Annotated in this window: 13 protein-coding genes; 11 read left to right on the forward strand and 2 right to left on the reverse strand. The window is 38.9% G+C overall.

Annotation, left to right across the window (positions count from 1 at the left end; all coding sequences use genetic code 11):
* Nucleotides 1–39 precede the first annotated feature (39 nt).
* The 11 genes from MWU56_RS00225 (at nucleotide 40) to iolG (ending at nucleotide 14186) form a co-directional block, all read left to right on the forward strand.
* The gene (locus tag MWU56_RS00225; RefSeq protein WP_247041019.1) at nucleotides 40–1947 is read left to right on the forward strand and encodes a hypothetical protein; all 1908 of its coding nucleotides are present in this window, start codon (nucleotides 40–42) and stop codon (nucleotides 1945–1947) included.
* 34 nt (nucleotides 1948–1981) lie between these two features.
* On the forward strand, nucleotides 1982–2854 hold the full coding sequence (locus tag MWU56_RS00230) for an alpha/beta hydrolase (protein WP_247041021.1): 873 nt from the start codon (nucleotides 1982–1984) through the stop codon (nucleotides 2852–2854).
* 280 nt (nucleotides 2855–3134) lie between these two features.
* On the forward strand, nucleotides 3135–4160 hold the full coding sequence (locus MWU56_RS00235) for a LacI family DNA-binding transcriptional regulator (protein WP_247041023.1): 1026 nt from the start codon (nucleotides 3135–3137) through the stop codon (nucleotides 4158–4160).
* Between the two features lie 139 nt (nucleotides 4161–4299).
* Nucleotides 4300–5265 (forward strand): ketose-bisphosphate aldolase, encoded by a 966-nt coding sequence (locus tag MWU56_RS00240; RefSeq protein WP_247041025.1) that lies wholly within the window; start codon nucleotides 4300–4302, stop codon nucleotides 5263–5265.
* A complete protein-coding gene (iolB, locus tag MWU56_RS00245) occupies nucleotides 5262–6137 on the forward strand; it encodes a 5-deoxy-glucuronate isomerase (RefSeq protein ID WP_247041029.1) in 876 nt (291 codons plus the stop codon). The genes MWU56_RS00240 and iolB overlap by 4 nt, the downstream gene beginning before the upstream one ends.
* Nucleotides 6138–6144: 7 nt before the next feature.
* Nucleotides 6145–7158, forward strand: coding sequence for a 5-dehydro-2-deoxygluconokinase (gene iolC / locus MWU56_RS00250; protein ID WP_247041030.1), 1014 nt, complete (start codon nucleotides 6145–6147; stop codon nucleotides 7156–7158).
* Between the two features lie 91 nt (nucleotides 7159–7249).
* On the forward strand, nucleotides 7250–9109 hold the full coding sequence (gene iolD, locus MWU56_RS00255; protein WP_247041032.1) for a 3D-(3,5/4)-trihydroxycyclohexane-1,2-dione acylhydrolase (decyclizing): 1860 nt from the start codon (nucleotides 7250–7252) through the stop codon (nucleotides 9107–9109).
* A 24-nt stretch (nucleotides 9110–9133) separates the two neighbouring features.
* A complete protein-coding gene (locus tag MWU56_RS00260) occupies nucleotides 9134–10732 on the forward strand; it encodes a solute:sodium symporter family transporter (protein WP_247041034.1) in 1599 nt (532 codons plus the stop codon).
* 40 nt (nucleotides 10733–10772) lie between these two features.
* Complete coding sequence (locus MWU56_RS00265) at nucleotides 10773–12245, forward strand: CoA-acylating methylmalonate-semialdehyde dehydrogenase (protein ID WP_247041036.1); 1473 nt, start codon at nucleotides 10773–10775, stop codon at nucleotides 12243–12245.
* Between the two features lie 10 nt (nucleotides 12246–12255).
* Nucleotides 12256–13161 (forward strand): sugar phosphate isomerase/epimerase family protein, encoded by a 906-nt coding sequence (locus MWU56_RS00270; RefSeq protein ID WP_247041038.1) that lies wholly within the window; start codon nucleotides 12256–12258, stop codon nucleotides 13159–13161.
* Nucleotides 13162–13178: 17 nt separating this feature from the next.
* Entirely contained in the window at nucleotides 13179–14186 is a 1008-nt protein-coding gene (gene iolG, locus MWU56_RS00275) for an inositol 2-dehydrogenase (RefSeq protein ID WP_247041040.1), read from the forward strand.
* Nucleotides 14187–14535: 349 nt separating this feature from the next.
* Here the strand turns inward: iolG and MWU56_RS00280 are convergent, their stop codons facing one another.
* Both MWU56_RS00280 and MWU56_RS00285 read right to left on the reverse strand, forming a co-directional pair.
* A complete protein-coding gene (locus MWU56_RS00280) occupies nucleotides 14536–16209 on the reverse strand; it encodes a potassium channel family protein (protein WP_247041042.1) in 1674 nt (557 codons plus the stop codon).
* Between the two features lie 1417 nt (nucleotides 16210–17626).
* A complete protein-coding gene (locus MWU56_RS00285) occupies nucleotides 17627–18160 on the reverse strand; it encodes a universal stress protein (RefSeq protein ID WP_247041044.1) in 534 nt (177 codons plus the stop codon).
* Nucleotides 18161–18340: the final 180 nt, after the last annotated feature.

Consider the following 18340-nt stretch of genomic DNA (forward strand, 5'->3'; position numbering starts at 1 on the left):
TCAGTTTTGGGGTCCCTTCCAATGCATTATATTGGTATCATGACAAAAATATATATCTGTAGTATTTGTTTGTTCAGTTTATTGCTGGTAAATGGTTGTTCATCGGATGCAGGTGAGCTCGAAACAACGCCTCCACCTTCCCAAGGAGAAGAGAACCCCACCCCAGAACAAGTAGTACAAGATTCTACAACTGCTATATATAGACACTTTTTCTTTAGGGGCACCCATAATTCATACTCAGGAAACCAAGGAGGAATGAAACGGGAAGGATTGACTACCCAACTGGAAAGTGGTCTCAGGTTCTTTGAATTTGACCTTTTTAGTTTTTACACCGAAGAGGAATTGCAGACCAATTGGACTGAAGACGTTGATTACCTCTCCTCGTTCCATTATGTGGATAAGAATTATCTATTTTCCTACTCCAGTATGGATGGACTTTTTAAAATATATGAAGTGGTCGATGGGGAACAGGAATTAAGGTATGATAACAGCGCAGATCCATGGACGGAAGAACATAGGGAATTCAATGTGTTGAATTATCAATCCGAGCAATATGTTTTAGATTATGTCCCAACCAGTGGTACTTTAACCGTACATAACTACAATGGAACGGTTTTAAATTTTATAGGGTCTAAGGATACAGGGGTTGTGGATGCTCGATTGTCTAGTTTTATTTTTGAAGAAAAAGCATTTATTACCCTGTATTCAAGTGATACGGGAGTTTATGAAATCAAGGAGATTATTTTTGATAACAGTGAAATTACATTGGGGACCACACTTTATAAAGTCGAATCCGTACCAGCCGGAGAATCATTTTATCCCTTTGAACAAGACAACACGCTTTATATTTTTCGGCACAATGTCAATACAGTGACCAATTATAGAGTGGAGACCATTGATGTTAATGGTACTTTATGGTCGTTAAACACTTCTAAAACGAACAGTTCCGACCTATTAAAAGGGAATGTGAAAGCAGTTCGATCCAATGGCAAGGTCTATGTCAATTCTTATACAGCCAATGGCGAGGTGATCGGTTCACAATTGATAATAGATGATGGTGTCCCTATTTTAGTTTATGAATATAACAATGAGAAAGATGTATTGGTAAGTGCTGAGGTAAAATTAACCCCAACACAAAGGGGTTATAATTTACTTTTACAAAAGGGGAGTGCTGTTCAATTATCCACCATACATATAGGAGATCTAGTCTTAGGACATGATGCCCCTGGGGATGAAGTGGATCTAACTGTAGATAACCCATCCTCCATAATGCTGTCCGACTGGATTGATTATATGGAACAATGGAGCGAAGATCATCCAAACCATGAACCCCTTTTTATTATGACCGAGTTAAAAGAATATGAACAGTGGTTGGCAGATGCCAAATGGCATGATATAATTGAGTTGATGCAGAACAAATTTGGTGATAAGCTGAGATATCATAGTTCCAGTGGTTTTTATACTGAATCTATAGTGGATCAGAATAAGATTGTTGATGGAAAAACCCTGTATTTTATGGATGAAAACGGCTCTAAGGAAGGGGGTATGCGCGGTAAAGTTGTACTTTATATCCAGCCCAACAATAACATTACCAAAAGTGAGCATACCAATAATTTTAAGCCTTTTGGTACTTCAAGTGGTATACTTCAGGAGAATTTTCTGCAACTCAGGCGATATAGAGAGAACAACAAACTGGTGTCCCCGGATTGGAGGAAACCTAACAATTATGGCAATGATATCGGTGCTTATATCGATGCAAGGGACGATAGTTATATCAGTCGCATCTTCCATATGCAAAGTTCGGAAGGGGATGGACAGTATGACAATATACGTTGCACAGATGTGATGTTCGCAGTATCGGACAAACCATATGAAGGACTATATGTGGATTATGCGCAAGAGCAGGAAGTGAAGAATGATTTGGAAAGTGTTGTCGGTTGTGATTGATTCACTGCTGTTTATTGATCTAAAAAACTGAACCATGAGATTTTTATTTGTTATACTTTTTTTTATTAACCTATCTTCAGGTGTTGCCCAGGATCAAATTATCCATCTATGGGAAGATGAGGTGCCCAATGCCAAAGTGTCTAGTCTTGAAGAACAACTAAAAAATCCCGAAGCACGTGTGATTTCCAAGGTGACCGACCCAACCTTGGAGGTGTATTTGCCTTCATCGGTAATCAATAGCGGAACCATGATAATGATATGTCCTGGGGGAGGGTATGGTGCGCTGGCATATGACAAAGAAGGAACTGATATAGCAAAGTGGTTGAATGGTCAAGGTATCGCTGCTGCCGTACTAAAATATCGTTTACCGGAAGATGAATCCAATCAAGTGCCACACCTTACTCCATTGATGGATGCCAAACAGGGAATCGAAATACTTCGCTCCATGGCAGGGCAATGGGGTATCGATCCCAGTAAGGTAGGAGTGATGGGTTTTTCTGCCGGCGGACATTTGGCAGCTACATTGGGAACCCATTTTGAAGGAACCAATCGACCTGATTTCATGGTGTTGATCTACCCTGTGGTGACAATGAAAAAAGATTTTACACATAGTGGATCCAGGACTAATCTTTTAGGTCTAGATCCATCCAATGAATTGGTAGATTTATATTCAAATGAATTACAGGTCAAACCAGACACTCCTCCTACCTTTATACTTCACAGTGAAAACGATTTAGTTGTACCTGTGGAAAACACCTTACAATTATACAAAGCACTTAAAAAGCAGAAGATAGATGTAGAGATGCACCTCTATCCACATGGAGGACATGGATTTGCTATGGGGCTTCAACATGGAAGACTGGCTACCTGGATGTTGCTGTTGCAGGAATGGCTGAAAGCCATTTAAATATCTATCGGTTTATTTTTGCTATCGAAAGAACTAGTGGCGTGGCCACTCCAAAGAAAAAGGTGGAGGTCTCATATGGAATCTTGGTTGGTCGGTATGAGAGTCCAATAAACTGAAAAGTATTCAGACTTAGGTTTCTTTATCAAAAAAGTGATTTCCGTATCGGATATTTATTGTATTTTGTTTATTGATTTGGTAACTTGGTCTAGTGTTATGCCAACCCCTTATTTTGTTCAATAACAATGAACAGTACCATGATGAAATGATTAATGAATGAAATATGAGGAAGGGACGTGTTACCTTAAAAGATATTGCTGTAGAACTAAATTTATCACCTTCTACTGTTTCTAGGGCTCTCCATGACCACCCAGCTATAGGAGAAGGAACCAAAAAAGCGGTTAAGGAACTGGCCGCAGATTTGGATTATCAGCCGAACCCCATGGCATTGGGCCTACTACAGAAAAGGTCGAACACGATTGGAGTCATCGTTCCAGAAATTACCAGTCATTTTTTTTCTGCTATAATAACCGGGATACAAGATGTTGTTGGACCTACAAGGTATAATATCATGATCTGTATATCCAATGAATCTTTTGACGAAGAAGTTACTTTGGTGAAAAAATTATCTGGTATGCGTGTTGATGGTATTCTAGTTTCTCCTGCTTCCGGGACTAAAACTTTTGAACATTTCCAAAACTTGCAAAAAAATGATATCCCAGTTGTAGTGTTTGATAGGGATTGCCCAGGATTGGAATCGGACAAAGTTTTGGTGGATGATTATTCAGGGGCCTTTCAGGCCGTGGAGTATCTGATTGGTTCGGGATGCAAAAAAATTGCCCATTTAGGTGGACCTTTAAATCTGAGTACCACAAAGCATAGAATGCAAGGGTATTTGGACGCATTGGAACAAAACAATATGCCGATTAGAAATGAATACATACATCACGTCAAAGGTTTTTCCCATGAAGATGGTCTGAAACCCACAAAAAGATTGTTAGCACTGGATGATACCCCTGATGCCATATTTGCAATTAACGACAACATAGCTACTTCTGCCATACATGTAGCCAAAAAAAAAGGAATGAGGATACCTCAAGATATATCTATCGTTGGGTTTGATGATGATCCTCACTCCTTATATTTTTCTCCTTCTTTGTCCACAGTTTGGCAACCCGTTTATAGTATGGGAATGTTGTCGGCTAGAATATTGTTACAACGCTTAAAGGATAAAACACCAGTAGAATGTTTCCGCAAAGAAGTCTTTAAACCAGAACTTGTGGTCAGGGCATCTTCCAAGGAAGATTAAGTAATTGTTACTGGTAAAAAAAGCGCAGTTTCCATGCAAACCTTTGCATGGAGTTTTTGTTGTAATCCTTTCAGTCATAGTGTTTTTTTTGTTCTTTTATCCTCAGCATTAGATTAGTGTTGTGCAGAAAAATTAAAACATGATTATTTCTCCGAAAGTATTTTTTGAAAATTGTTATGGCTCCTATGGAATAGCGGCGGTAAATGTGTTTACCATGGAACAGATACATGGTTTGTTTCGTGCGGGACAAAAGGCCAATGCACCCTTTATAGTTCAATTGACCCCTGTAGCACGGGATTATGCCCAAGCTAGAATGTTGAGTGCAATGATTGGAGCGGCGGCCAAATGTTACCCGGATGCGACATACGCAGTTCATCTTGATCATGGTAACGAAACCCATGCATTTGATGCCATAGATTCTAAGGAATACCAATCTGTAATGATAGATGCTTCACATGATGATTTTAATCGTAATGTGGCAAGAACAAGAGCTGTAGTGTCAAAGGCACACAGGCACAATGTAGTGGTAGAGGCTGAACTTGGTGTTTTGGCGGGTGTGGAGGATGATATTTCAGTTTCTGAGGAAGATTCTTCTTATACCAAACCCTCGGAAGTGGTCAAGTTTGTCCAAGAAACCAATTGTGATAGTCTTGCGGTTGCCGTAGGTACAAGTCATGGAGCTTATAAATTTTCAGGTGGACAAGGCATACAGTTCCATATTCTCGAAAAAATTCAAGATAAACTCAGTGGGTTTCCCATTGTACTGCACGGGGGGTCCGCGGTCAATACCAAAGAAATTGAAAGAATCAATCAGGCCGGTGGTCAATTGAGCAATGGGGCGGAAGGTGTTTCAACGGATGAAATTGTAAAAGCTATTAGGTATGGGGTTTGTAAAATCAATATCGCTACCGATGCACGTTTACTTTGGACACGTGTGCATAGGGAATTCTTTAAGGATTCACCAGAATTGTTCGATCCAATTATCCCAGGTAAGGAATATATGAACGAGTATGAAAAGTTTATGCTGAACAAGTTTGATTTGTTCGGTTCCGTAGGGAAAGCAGATCAAATTAAAAAAAACAACAAAATAGTATTGAACAAATGAGCAAAGCATCCCATTTACTTGTAAGACCAGAAAGGTCAAGTGGAGAATACCATAAAGTGACGCCAGATACAGCCCAATGGAACTACCTGAATTTTGGAGCAAGACAAATGTCCAAAGATGAAAGATGGGAACATAGCACAGAGGACAATGAAATGGTTATTGTGCTATTAGCAGGCAATTTTAAAGTTGAAAGTGATAAAGGATCATGGGAAACCTTAAATGGTAGAAAAGATGTGTTTAGTGGAGTAGCACACACGCTTTATTTGCCCAAGGGAAGTAATTTTACCCTTACGGCAACTAGCGAAATACTAGATATAGCATATGGATGGTGCATTGCCGAAGAGGAATACCCTCCTAAATTTGTCACCCCTGAGGACACCCCAGTGGTGATTTTTGGTGGCGATAACGCTACCCGTCAATTCAATGATCTTGTTCCTCCAGGTTTTGGCTGCAGTAAAATTGTGGTAAGGGAGGTCTATACGCCTTCAGGAAACTGGAGTTCCTTTCCTGCGCACAAACATGATGAAAGAATCCTGGATCCACAAGGCAATGTTCTGGAACCCATACAAGAGGAAACTTATTTTTATAAATTCCAGAAACCAGAAGCTTACGCCATACAGCAGGTCTATACCTTAGACCGATCACTGGATGAAATCGTAAGGCCACACCACAATGATGTGGTATTGATTCCGAAAGGTTTTCATCCCGTTGTTGCTGAACACGGCTTCCATTGTTATTATTTGAATTTCTTGGCAGGAACAGATCAGTGTTTGGCCAACACGACCGATCCCGATCATGAATGGATATATGATTCGTGGAAAAGCAAGGACGCTAGATTACCCTTGGTAACGGCAAAAATGAACAAACAATAATCAAATAATGGATAGTAAAAAATACGATGTAATTACAGTTGGTAGGTCATCTATCGATTTATATTCTCAAAACATAGGCTCTTCTTTCAATGATATAAAAGGTTTTGATGCCTTCGTTGGTGGGTCTCCGTTAAATATTGCGGTCGCTTGTGCTAGGCTTGAACTTCAAGCCAGTCTCCTTACAGCTGTAGGGAATGATAAAGTGGGGGATTTTATAATTAATTTTTTGAAATCCGAAAAGGTGAATACCAAATGCATTCCCATAAAAAACGGAACGAGAAGTAGTGCCGTTGTTCTCGGTATTGAACCACCGGACAAGTTTCCGTTGGTATTTTATCGCGATAATGCCGCAGATAGTCATCTAGATATTGATGATGTTTTGGATGCAAATATCCCAGATTATAGGGTATTGTTGATAAATGGTACTGCAATGAATGTTGAGCCTAGTAGAAGTGCAACCTTCTTCGCTGCTGAAATAGCTAATAAAAATGATGTTGACGTAGTGTTGGACCTTGATTTTAGAGCCGACCAATGGCATGATTATCGTGCTTTTGGACTAACGATGAGAGCGATATTGCCTAAGGTGAAAATTGCCATTGGTACGGAAGAAGAAATTCTGGCAGCTACCCTAAGTGAAGCATCCCAGGTTGTTATCAAGCATCAGCAGATTTCGGCGCCTGAGATAAAAGGAGATATCAACAAATCAATAGCGTGGCTCTTATCCTCAGGTATAGAAACACTTTTGGTAAAAAGAGGAGGAGATGGAGTAAGTATCTATTCCAAGGACGGTTCCAGGAAAGATGTTCCAGGCTTTCCTGTTGAGGTTGTAAACGTACTGGGAGCTGGTGATGCTTTTGCAGGTGGCTTTCTTTACGGGTTCCTTAAGGGCTGGAGCTTGTATAAATCCTGCCGAATGGGGAACGCCAGTGGAGCGCAAGTGGTAACGAAGAACGGTTGTGCAAATTTTATGCCGACCATTGAAGAATCCTTAAAGTTCATTGAGGCTAAAGGGGGATTTTAATTGTTGTAACATCAGTTCATAGTAGTAAAACAAAAGGTACTCAAACGATAGTTCCATAGTGTACCGATTTATTTAATATCATACAAAACGAATGAAGACAATACGATTGACGGTCGCACAGGCAACCATAGCTTATTTGAAGAATCAGTATGTGGAACGTGATGGAAAGGAACACAAATTTTTTGCTGGATGTTTTGGTATTCTGGGTCATGGGAACGTGGCGGGAATTGGGCAGGCTTTGCATCAGGAACCAGGTTTTCCGTTTTATGTTGCGCGTAATGAACAGGCAATGGTACACGCCGCAGTGGCATATTCAAAAGTAAAGAATCGAATGGAGAGCTTTGTTTGCACGACATCTATAGGCCCAGGAGCAACCAATATGGTTACTGGTGCGGCTTTGGCGACCATAAACCGAATCCCCGTATTACTGATTCCAGGTGATATCTTTGCAACCAGACAGGTGGCTCCAGTCCTTCAACAACTCGAATCCAGTGCCTCTCAAGATATTTCGGTGAATGATTGCTTTAAACCCGTTTCAAAATATTGGGATCGGATCAACCGACCTGAGCAATTGATTACCGCTCTTCCAGAAGTTATGCGTGTCTTGACCTCTCCAGCGGATACTGGCGCCGTAACCCTTAGTATTCCTCAGGATGTACAAGCAGAAGCATTTGATTATCCAATAGAAATGTTCCGTAAAAAGACATGGCCCATTGGTCGGACTCTGCCCGATCGCTCCCTTTTTCAGAAGGCGATTGCTTTGATTAAAGCAAGTAAAAAACCCCTTATTATCGCAGGTGGAGGCACAATTTATAGTGGAGCTACTGAAATTTTGAAAAAATTCGTTGAACGAACTGGCATCCCAGTGAGCGAAACATATGCCGGAAAAGGTTCACTGCCATTTGATGTACCTCAAAATTTGGGTGCAATTGGAGTAACGGGAACCCCAGGAGCCATTGAAATAGCAAAAGAGGCAGATGTCGTTATCGGGATTGGTACACGTTACAGTGATTTTACCACGATTTCAAAATCAGGGTTTCAAAACCCAAAGGTTCGGTTCATTAATATAAACGTTACTGAATTTGATTGTTTTAAACATGGTGCTTTGCCATTGGTAGGTGATGCAAAAGTAATACTAGAAGAGTTCTATGAACAAATATCAACTTTTGAAGTTCCAGAAATTTATAAGAAAAAAGTAATAGAACTCAATCAGGGTTGGGACAGTTTTGTAGAAAATATTTATGAGGAAAAAAACCAAACCCCTGCTTTTCAAGGTGAGGTTATTGGAGCGGTGAACAATTTTTCTGACGCCAAGGATATTGTACTTTGTGCAGCTGGAAGCTTACCTGGTGATCTTCATAAATTATGGAGAACCAGAGACCCCAAAGGGTTTCATTTGGAATATGGTTATTCCTGTATGGGTTATGAAATTGCGGGGGGATTGGGTGCCAAGATGGCCCGTCCCGATAGCGAGGTCTATGTGATGGTAGGCGATGGGAGTTATTTAATGATGTCTCAAGAAATCGTTACATCCATACAAGAAAAACAAAAACTTACAATAGTGCTATTGAATAATGATGGCTATTCTAGTATTGGGTCTTTATCAGCATCATTGGGGAGTGAAGGATTTGGAACCTATTATCGATATAGGAACGAGGAAACCCAACAATTGGATGGAGGGATGTTACCAGTGGATTATGCGGCCAATGCCGCTAGTATGGGTGCACATGTTATAAAAGCCTCCAATGTAAATGAATTAAAAGAGGCCCTTAAAGTAGCTAAGACCATTGACCGAACTACATTGATTTATATAGATGTAGACCGTAAAAAAGCAGTGCCTGGATTTGCGTGGTGGGACGTTGCAGTCGCTGAAATTTCTGAAAAACAAGAGGTTAATGCTTCCTACCAATCCTATCAAGAAAACAAGAAAACTCAAAAATACTACCTGTAACCAATCACTTAACTAACAAACTTTATGGATACTGATTTAATTATCATGTTGGTTTCATTTATCCTTTTTACAGGAGGTGTTGCCTTTTTTACTTGGTACAGCCTTAGAAAAACCAACTTAAAATCCTCAGAAGGGTATTTTTTGGGAGGAAGAAGCTTGACAGGTACTGTAATAGCCGGATCTATGCTGTTGACAAACATATCCTCCGAACATTTGATTGGGATGAATGGAAATTCATATGTCAACGGTTTTATTGTGATTGCCTGGGAAGTTACCTCTTCTATTGCCTTGGTCGTGGCAGCTGTGTTTTTTGTGCCTAAATACCTTAAAATGGGACTTACCACCATACCACAGTTTCTAGAAAATAGGTTCGATAGTTTTACGAGGTCATTGGTAGCGGTCATTCTCATTTTTTCTTTCGTTGTAACACTATTGCCCATAGTCCTATATTCAGGAGCTATCGGGATAGAAAGCTTGTTCGGGGTTTCGGAGATTCTCGGGGTTGATAAATCCCAAGGTTTATGGATTACTGTCGTAGTCATAGGGGCGATAGGTTCCATATATGCGATTTTCGGAGGATTAAAGGCAGTTGCATTTTCGGACACCATCAATGGCTTTGGACTTTTATTGGGGGGGCTTCTTATCCCAATTCTTGCGCTTGTGGCCATTGGGGATGGAAACCCAATGGATGGTCTTACCAAAGTTTACGAATTTGCGCCCGAGAAATTCAATGTTATAGGGGCTCCTGATTCAGTTTTACCTTTTGAGGTACTTTTTACCGGTTTAATTATAAATCAATTGTATTTCTGGGGTATGAACCAAGCTATAATACAAAGAGCATTGGGAGCAAAAAATTTAAAAGAAGCACAGAAAGGGTTGTTGTTAACGGGGCTGTTCAAGATTCTGATACCGTTGGTTATTGTACTGCCCGGCGTAATATGTTTTTATTATTTTCAAGATACTTATTATGACCAGCAAGATAGTGTTTACCCCCAACTTGTAAAAAAAGTATTACCGGTATGGTTGATTGGTTTTTTTGCCGCTGTCATTATGGGTGCTGTTTTAAGTACATTCAATTCTGTACTTAACTCGGTAGCGACTCTTTTTAGTGTTGATATTGTTAAAAAGCATTTTAAGAACGACATCAGTGATAGTAAACTTGTGATGGTTGGTAAGGTGACCTCCGCCATTTTGGCCGTAGTGGCAATTTTTACGGCTCCCATGATGGCCAATGCACCTGATGGCTTATACCAACTATTACAGGAACTGAATGGAATATATTTTATTCCGATTGCAACCATTTTATTGGCTGGATTCTTTATGAAACGAATATCGGCAACAGGAGCAAAAGCAGCGTTGGTATTTGGATTGTTGTTTTACATTTTTATGTCATGGGTATATACGGGCCACGGTATTCATTTTGTACACCTGTGGGGTATTGAATTTGTTTTAAACATAATCATCATGTTTGCGGTTTCGCATTTTTATCCGAGAAAGAATACATATCAAATGGCCGATGTCGGAGCTGTAAGTCTCGTTTCGTGGAAATACACCAAAGTAATGTCCATAGGACTATGTTTGGTCACAGTTCTGATATACATATTGTTAGGAAGTAATTCATAATTGAAAATAGAAGTTTATAAATAGTTTAAGCGTAAGAATAATGGATATTTTAAAAAATTACATTGACGGACAGTGGTCTGCAAGTGCATCAAAAGAAACAATTCCAGTTTATAACCCAGCTGATCAAAATATTTTGGCACAGGTTCCTTCAGGTAGTGATACGGTAAAAGATGTTGACCGTGCGGTGATAAAAGCCCAAAATGCCTATAAAGAGTGGAGTAAGGTGCCCGTAATGAAAAGAGTTCAGGTACTCTACCAATTAAAAGCGTTGTTGGAAGAGCATAAGGAAGAGCTGGCCGTAATCATTACGAATGAATCTGGAAAGACAAAGGCCGAATCACTTGGAGAAATACAACGGGCCATTGAAAACGTAGAAGTTGCGTGTGGAACTCCAATGCTTATGGCAGGGGATATTATAGAAGATATAGCAAGGGGAATCGATGAAATGATGATTCGACAACCTCTTGGAGTAGCGGCATGTATTACCCCGTTCAATTTTCCGGGAATGATTGTGTTTTGGTTTTTACCCTATGCCATTGCAACAGGTAACGCTTTTATTGTAAAACCATCGGAAAAAGTTCCTATGACAATGATGAAGGTGTTTGAGCTTATCGATGCATTAGATCTTCCCAAAGGATTGATAAGTCTGGTACATGGGGGCAAAGAATCGGTAGATGGTCTCTTGGAACATCCATTGGTCAAAAGTATAAGCTTTGTGGGTAGTACTCCTGTAGCTCGATATATTTATTCCAAAGGAACGGCCAATGGAAAACGTGTTCAAGCACAAGGCGGGGCTAAAAACCCTGTGGTTGTGTTACCTGATGCAGACAAGGAAATGTCCTCGAGAATCATTGCTGACTCGGTCTATGGGTGTGCAGGGCAACGGTGTCTTGCGGCATCCACCATTATTACTGTAGGTGATGAAAAGGGAGCGTTTAAAGAATCGCTCTATGAAACAGTTAAACAACGAACTACCGGTTATGGTTTGAATGATGTTGATATGGGGCCGGTTATTACACCTGAAAGTAAAGCTAGGATTGAAGAGCTTATACAAAAAGGTGTTGATGAAGGTGCCAATATGTTGTTAGATGGAAGAAAAGCCAAGATCGAGGGCTATGAAAAAGGAAACTTCATTAACCCAACTATATTGGAAAATGTGGCCTTGGACAAGGAACTGATAAAGACCGAGATTTTTGGACCGGTTATGAGCCTTATCTCCATGAAAAACATCGAAGAAGCGCTACAGTTTGTTAATAATGGAAACTATGGCAACATGGCTTGTTTGTTCACAACGAGTGGTGCCAATGCCAGGAAATTTAGAAATGAAGCGGATGCGGGGAATATTGGAATAAACATAGGGGTAGCTGCACCGATGGCACAGTTTCCTTTTAGTGGTTGGAAAGATAGCTTCTTTGGGGATTTGCATGGGCAGGGTAAACACGCCATAGAATTCTTTACACAAACCAAAGTGGTAATTGAACGTTGGCCAAATATTTGGTCCCGTAAATTTTAAGATTCGAAATATGATTAAAATAGCAAATGCCCCTTGCTCATGGGGAGCACTGGAATTTGATCTAGAAAAAAAATCTGAGGAGATTGGCTTTATGCAAGTCTTGGATGAAATACAGGAAACAGGTTATTTGGGTACAGAACTCGGCGATTGGGGTTATATGCCAACAGATCCCAAACACCTGAGGGAAGAAATAGCCAAACGCGACTTGGAGTTATTGGGTGCTTTTGTACCTGTAGCCTTAGCAAAGGAAAATGAACATAAAGCTGGATTGGAGTCTGCCATGAGAGTGGCTCAACTAATGTATATGGCTGGGTACAAAAATGCTTTCATAGTTCTTGCAGATGATAATGCCTCAGTATTGGAAAGAACGCAGAATGCTGGTAGGATAAACCCGGATATGGGGTTAGACAAGGAGCAATGGAAGATTTTTGCAAAAGGAGCTGAAGAAATAGCTCGAAGTGTTAAAAAGACCTTTGGTATTCGAACCGTTTTCCATCATCATTGTGCAGGATATGTTGAAACACCCGATGAAATAGACACCTTGATGCAATTGACGGACCCAAATATTTTGGGTCTATGCCTTGACATGGGACATTATGCATTTGGGGGTGGAGATCCGGTTATGGCTTTAAATAAGTATAAAGACAGGATATGGCATGTGCATTTTAAAGATTATGATTTTGCAGCAGCAGAGGAATCTAGGAGTAATAAAGGAGATTATTTTGATGCTTTGAAACGAGGTGTCTTTTGCGAATTGGGTAAAGGAAGCGTAGATTTTAAATCCGTTGTGGATATCCTAAACGGTATCGGATATGAGGATTGGATTGTTGTGGAACAAGATATTCTGCCAGGAATGGGTGATCCAAAGAAATGCGCGAAAGCAAATAGGGATTATATTAAAACATTGGGGTTATAGTTATATATAAATTATAGATGAGAAATTTAAAAATAGCCATTGCTGGTTTAGGCAGAATAGGTAGGATCCATTTAGGAAACCTATGTCAAATGAAAGGAGTAGAAATTGTAGCGGCCATGGATCCTATGGAAGAGGGCAGACAATATGCAAAAAATAAAAATGTACCATGTATTGTTTCTACTTATAAAGAAATGCTGGAAACAACTCACATAGATGCGGTCATAATATGTTCGCCTACGGATACCCATGCCGATTATGTTGAAATGGCAGCTAAAGCTGGGATAAACGCATTCTGTGAGAAGCCGTTGGACTTGTCCTTGGAACGTGTGGTTGAAGTTCTTGAGGTGGTTGCGCAATCCAATGTTAAGCTTATGTTGGGATTCAATCGTAGGTTTGACAAAGAATTCAAAAAAGTAAAAGAACTTGTGCAAAACGGTGCGGTTGGCCAGCCTCACCTTGTCAAAATTACCAGTAGAGATCCAGGTGCACCTCCAATAAGTTATATTGAGAAATCAGGTGGATTGTTTTTGGATATGACAATTCATGATTTTGATGTAGCTCGTTTTGTGGTCGATAAGGAAGTCGAAGAGGTATATGCAAAAGGTGCGGTTCTAATTGATAAGGCCATTGGAGAAGCTGGAGATATTGATACTGCCATCGTCACCCTTACCTATACAGATGGAACAATGGCGGTGATTGACAACAGTAGACAGGCTTCTTATGGCTATGACCAAAGAGTCGAGGTATTTGGCTCAAATGGGATGGTGCAGTCAAATAATAATTTCATGGATTCCCATAAGTTGTACAATGAAAAAGGAATACATGCAGCACTTCCATTGCATTTCTTTCTAGAACGATATAAAGAGGCGTATAGGATTGAAATACAAGATTTTATAAGTAGCCTTGGAAGCGACTCGGATGTACCTGTTAATGGTAATGATGGACTTGAATCCTTGAAAATTGGTCTTGCTGCAATAAAGTCACTAGAAGAGAATAGACCAGTAAAGTTGGCTGAGATTTGTTAAGCAATTTGGATATGATTGTTGAGTATGAAAGAGTAGGATTCGAAGAACCACTTTGACCCGATCTGGGTGGTATACGATGACCGATTTTTTGCTCACAATCGACGATTATGCTTTTTATGCCATTTTTTTAATTAAAAATTAAAAATTAAAACTCATTATATATAATATAACGCCATGTTTTGATCTTAATAAACAATTATCTATTTGAACAACATGAAATCGAAATAGTGTTCGGAGCATAGCTAATTATGGTATGGATTTGGAGCGTAAATACAAAGTTTGGTTGAGACTGTACAACATGAATAAATTCAAAGTTGTTCATATCATCTAAAGAATTAACTTATAGTGATCAATTGAAGTTAACATATATCTTATTAAATCTGTGTTTCATTTCAATGTTTCCAAGCATTACAATTTCTGCGCCATGAGGCAGTATGGTGTTTGATGATATTAACGTTATGACTTCTGAATTTTCTTTTAAAGCTATGACGGATAATCCAGTTTTGGTGCCTATCCCGGATTCTCTAAGAGTACTGCCTTCCAGTGATTTTGGTATAGGGATAATAAACAGGGTAAAGCCCTCACCGAGCACTGTTAGTTCTTGACCTTTGGAAACAGATAAAATGGCTTCAGAACCCAAGGTTGAGTAACTCAATACAAAATTAGCGCCTGCTTTTTGAATAATATCTACATTGCGAGCTTCAGATATACGACTCACTATTCGTACCTCCTTGTTCAATTGTCGGCAATAGGAGGCAAGGTAAATATTTATGGTGTCGTCATGAGTAGAAAGCAATACAGATGGAGCCTCTAGAATTCCTGCTTTTTTTAATAGGTCGTAATCTGATGCCCTACCATTGAATACCTTGTTGCAAAACGGGCTAATTTTCTTACAAATATCCGGGTCTTGGTCAATTACATTTACTAAAACCCCATTTTTATGTAGAGATTGTGCCGCCGCCAGTCCTACACGACCTCCTCCTATCAGCAATACGGGATTTGGGTTTATGTTGTAATCATGGAAAAGCTCATCAATCTTGTGAAGTTGTGCTTTGTTTCCAATAATTACCAGAACGCTATCGTCTGTAAGCCTTTCATTTCCGGTTATAGCTTGCAATCTCCCTCGCTCCCAAATTCCCACAATACTAACCCCAAATTTATGTCTTAATTCTATTTCCTTGGTGAGCTTGGAAACTAACGGTGTATTATGGATAGGCAATTCGGCAATTAAGAGATCTTCATATTGTCCTATAGGCTTAGATTTGGCATGTTTTGCGTTTATTCTATTAGCCAATTGTTCGCCAAGCCATTTTTTGATTGGTAACACGTGGTCCGCACCGCTTAGTTGCTGTACATCTATTGACTCAATATCGGAGGCTATTGCAACAATGGGAATAGTAGGTGCAACTTCCCGAATGGTGAGGATGATCTTGGTATTTAAAAAGTCGTCTCTATTGACAACAACCAGTTTGGCATTCTTAATATTGGCAAGGTTAAAGGTTTCTATATTATCCAGTTCTCCAAAGATTACTGGTACTTGGTCATCATGATTTTTAAGGGCTCTAGCTTTTTGGTTTTCTATGACAAAATATGGAATAGATTCCTGTCTTAATCGCTCCGTAAGATCTATCGCTATAACATCTTGAGAGCATATTAGGATATGGTCTTTTGTTCCGGTAGGAACTTGACGTGGAACCTTCTTGTTCTTTTTCGATTCCAAAAGAGGCACATAAAAGTGTCGTATAAATGCAAACGGTAATACGATCATTAACATCAAAATACCGGTAAGCAAAACTACTATACTGAAACTGCGACCAACATCGGAGGCAAATGTAATGTCTCCAAACCCAAGGGTACTCATAACAGTAAGGGTCCAGTAAAAACCGGTAATCCAAGAATGATAGTGTCCTTCAATTTGCATTATAATATGAAATACAATAGAATAAATTACGATGACAATTCCTAGAAAGAGCAAATACTTAAATAATATCTTGGAGTTATTTTTAAAGTCTTTGTCACTCATATAATAAGCCAGCTGACTACCGACAAATTTCATAATCTATATTATTATAATGGGTTCATAATTTGCGCATCCTAGTATCCAAATCTATAGAATCTACATCCTATCAACCTGTATCATCAAAGATATTTCAACTCTACTTTTAAAGGGGCGAAGATACTGCTTACATTAGACTACAGGAAGCTGATTGTGCTATAAAGCACATTGGTTATTATAGTTGATGGATTTCATGAGCCTTGTTTGGCTTTTGTTATCAAAAGATGGATGTACTGATTTTTTAATGGAGCGAGAAACTAATGAATTAACCATTCTTTTTAATTATTGAACCTTGAATACCATAGTAAAACAAAAATTGTCAAATGATGATAGTCTATTACGGAAGTTAAAAAATTTCACTAATGTACAATGGGCTTCTCAATTGGAATGAAATAGTTATAAGTCAGTCGTTACCGGGAAGATTTATTTTTTATTAAATGAAGGATAGGGAGCAAACTCCGTTTCGTATCCTTTAATCTTAGTAAATGATTGAGCCTTTGATTTCATCCGAAATCGTAAAAAATCCATTTGTTTACGCGGTCGATATTGGCATTACAAAGGTAGTTGATGGCGACCATCTCAAAGTATTGACCTAGTATGACAACGAATAGGGACTTATACACCAAATAATCCGGCAAATCCTTGAAATAAAGGGATTTTAAAGATGTAATTGAAATTTTGTTGAGTACAATTCAAAAAAACGTCCACAAAATACATGTTGCGGACGTTTTTATAAAACTTAAACCTTTATTACACTCTAGATTTACGTTTTTTCATCATCTTTTGTTCCATTTTTCTTTGAATTTTCTCTTGTCTTTTAGCTTTCAAATCTGATTTGGAAAGCTTTTTTTTAGCAGTAGCCATAATAGAATATTTAATCTAATAATTAATCAAACTACGACCTGACCCTATATGTGGTCTAATGTTTTTACGTAACGAGTTACCTGATTCAAACATGTTGAACAGGAATTGGTAGTGTATACTAAAGCATATAGGGAATTTACAGGCACACTCGTGGGTGCCCGTTACTGCGGAAAAATAATTTTCAATTTGCTAGGTTTCATATTCAATAATTAAGAAATTAATTTGCCTTGACAAAGCTCAATAGTGGTATGCCAATTTGTGAATCCATTTTGATTACTAGGCTCTTGCAGAAGAGATTTTTATGATTTTTTTTCTTCTAAATCTAATACCTCCATAAGATCGATTTTTATTAATTGCGAATAATCATTAAGTTTTTTGATGATATGGTTGGAGAAAATAACTTTGTATTCAAGGTTATCGTAATCTACCTGTTGCGATAGTATTTCCTTAAATCAACTGCATCAGTTTCTTCCGGTGTATTGCTTTTACGTGGCGATATGAACAACATGTATTTTTGGATTTACGGTCTTTGGCATCGATACCAAGCTTTTAATGGTAAAATATCCGCTTCCTCGCAATGCGAAGTATATAGAATTGTATCAATAGGTACGTTGCTTATATCATAAGGAGCAATCAAAACCGGGCTTGATGATTGTTTTACAAGTCTCTGCCCAATGTTGCCAGTAAAAATTCCCCTATCGGTATGATTATCCTTCCTACCGGTTAGGACAAGATCTGGAGAATCTTCCTCCAATTTTTTAAGAATACTGATTGATATTGAGCGATGGGGTCTGACTTCAAACCGTTTATGTGATCCGTCAATGTCATTACCAAGATGTTTGAGTCGAAAGGCTTTTAAAATGTTTTTTTGCTCTTCGATTACCTGATTTTCGATTTGGTTGGGTAAATGCGTCACCGAAATCCTAATCATGGGTGTCTGGTGGATATAAAAAATAACGGGTTCAGCTCCTAAATTACTGCTCATGTCACGGGCAAATCGCAATGCCGGTACTGATTGTTCAGTGGAATCATTGGCATAAAGAATAGTTTTCATGGCATTAGAATTTAAATAACAAAGTTATCTGTCATTAGTGATGTTCTAAATGATAAAAGTTATGTTTAACAAATAGTATTTGTCCATGTAATTGAACATTTGAGTAAACATATTATATCTTTTGCAGGATAGCAAATAGTATCTACCTTTCTTTCGAAATTCAAATAGCTATGATAAAAC

The sequence above is a fragment of the Allomuricauda sp. F6463D genome, assembly GCF_023015965.1.
Classification (GTDB): domain Bacteria; phylum Bacteroidota; class Bacteroidia; order Flavobacteriales; family Flavobacteriaceae; genus Flagellimonas.

What these genes read in the sequence shown, in the direction of transcription:
- MWU56_RS00225 (WP_247041019.1), top strand. Translation starts at nt 40, where the DNA reads ATGACAAAAATATATATCTGTAGTATTTGTTTGTTCAGTTTATTGCTG.
- MWU56_RS00230 (WP_247041021.1), top strand. Translation starts at nt 1,982, where the DNA reads ATGAGATTTTTATTTGTTATACTTTTTTTTATTAACCTATCTTCAGGT.
- MWU56_RS00235 (WP_247041023.1), top strand. Translation starts at nt 3,135, where the DNA reads ATGAGGAAGGGACGTGTTACCTTAAAAGATATTGCTGTAGAACTAAAT.
- MWU56_RS00240 (WP_247041025.1), top strand. Translation starts at nt 4,300, where the DNA reads ATGATTATTTCTCCGAAAGTATTTTTTGAAAATTGTTATGGCTCCTAT.
- iolB (WP_247041029.1), top strand. Translation starts at nt 5,262, where the DNA reads ATGAGCAAAGCATCCCATTTACTTGTAAGACCAGAAAGGTCAAGTGGA.
- iolC (WP_247041030.1), top strand. Translation starts at nt 6,145, where the DNA reads ATGGATAGTAAAAAATACGATGTAATTACAGTTGGTAGGTCATCTATC.
- iolD (WP_247041032.1), top strand. Translation starts at nt 7,250, where the DNA reads ATGAAGACAATACGATTGACGGTCGCACAGGCAACCATAGCTTATTTG.
- MWU56_RS00260 (WP_247041034.1), top strand. Translation starts at nt 9,134, where the DNA reads ATGGATACTGATTTAATTATCATGTTGGTTTCATTTATCCTTTTTACA.
- MWU56_RS00265 (WP_247041036.1), top strand. Translation starts at nt 10,773, where the DNA reads ATGGATATTTTAAAAAATTACATTGACGGACAGTGGTCTGCAAGTGCA.
- MWU56_RS00270 (WP_247041038.1), top strand. Translation starts at nt 12,256, where the DNA reads ATGATTAAAATAGCAAATGCCCCTTGCTCATGGGGAGCACTGGAATTT.
- iolG (WP_247041040.1), top strand. Translation starts at nt 13,179, where the DNA reads ATGAGAAATTTAAAAATAGCCATTGCTGGTTTAGGCAGAATAGGTAGG.
- MWU56_RS00280 (WP_247041042.1), bottom strand. Translation starts at nt 16,209, where the DNA reads ATGAGTGACAAAGACTTTAAAAATAACTCCAAGATATTATTTAAGTAT.
- MWU56_RS00285 (WP_247041044.1), bottom strand. Translation starts at nt 18,160, where the DNA reads ATGAAAACTATTCTTTATGCCAATGATTCCACTGAACAATCAGTACCG.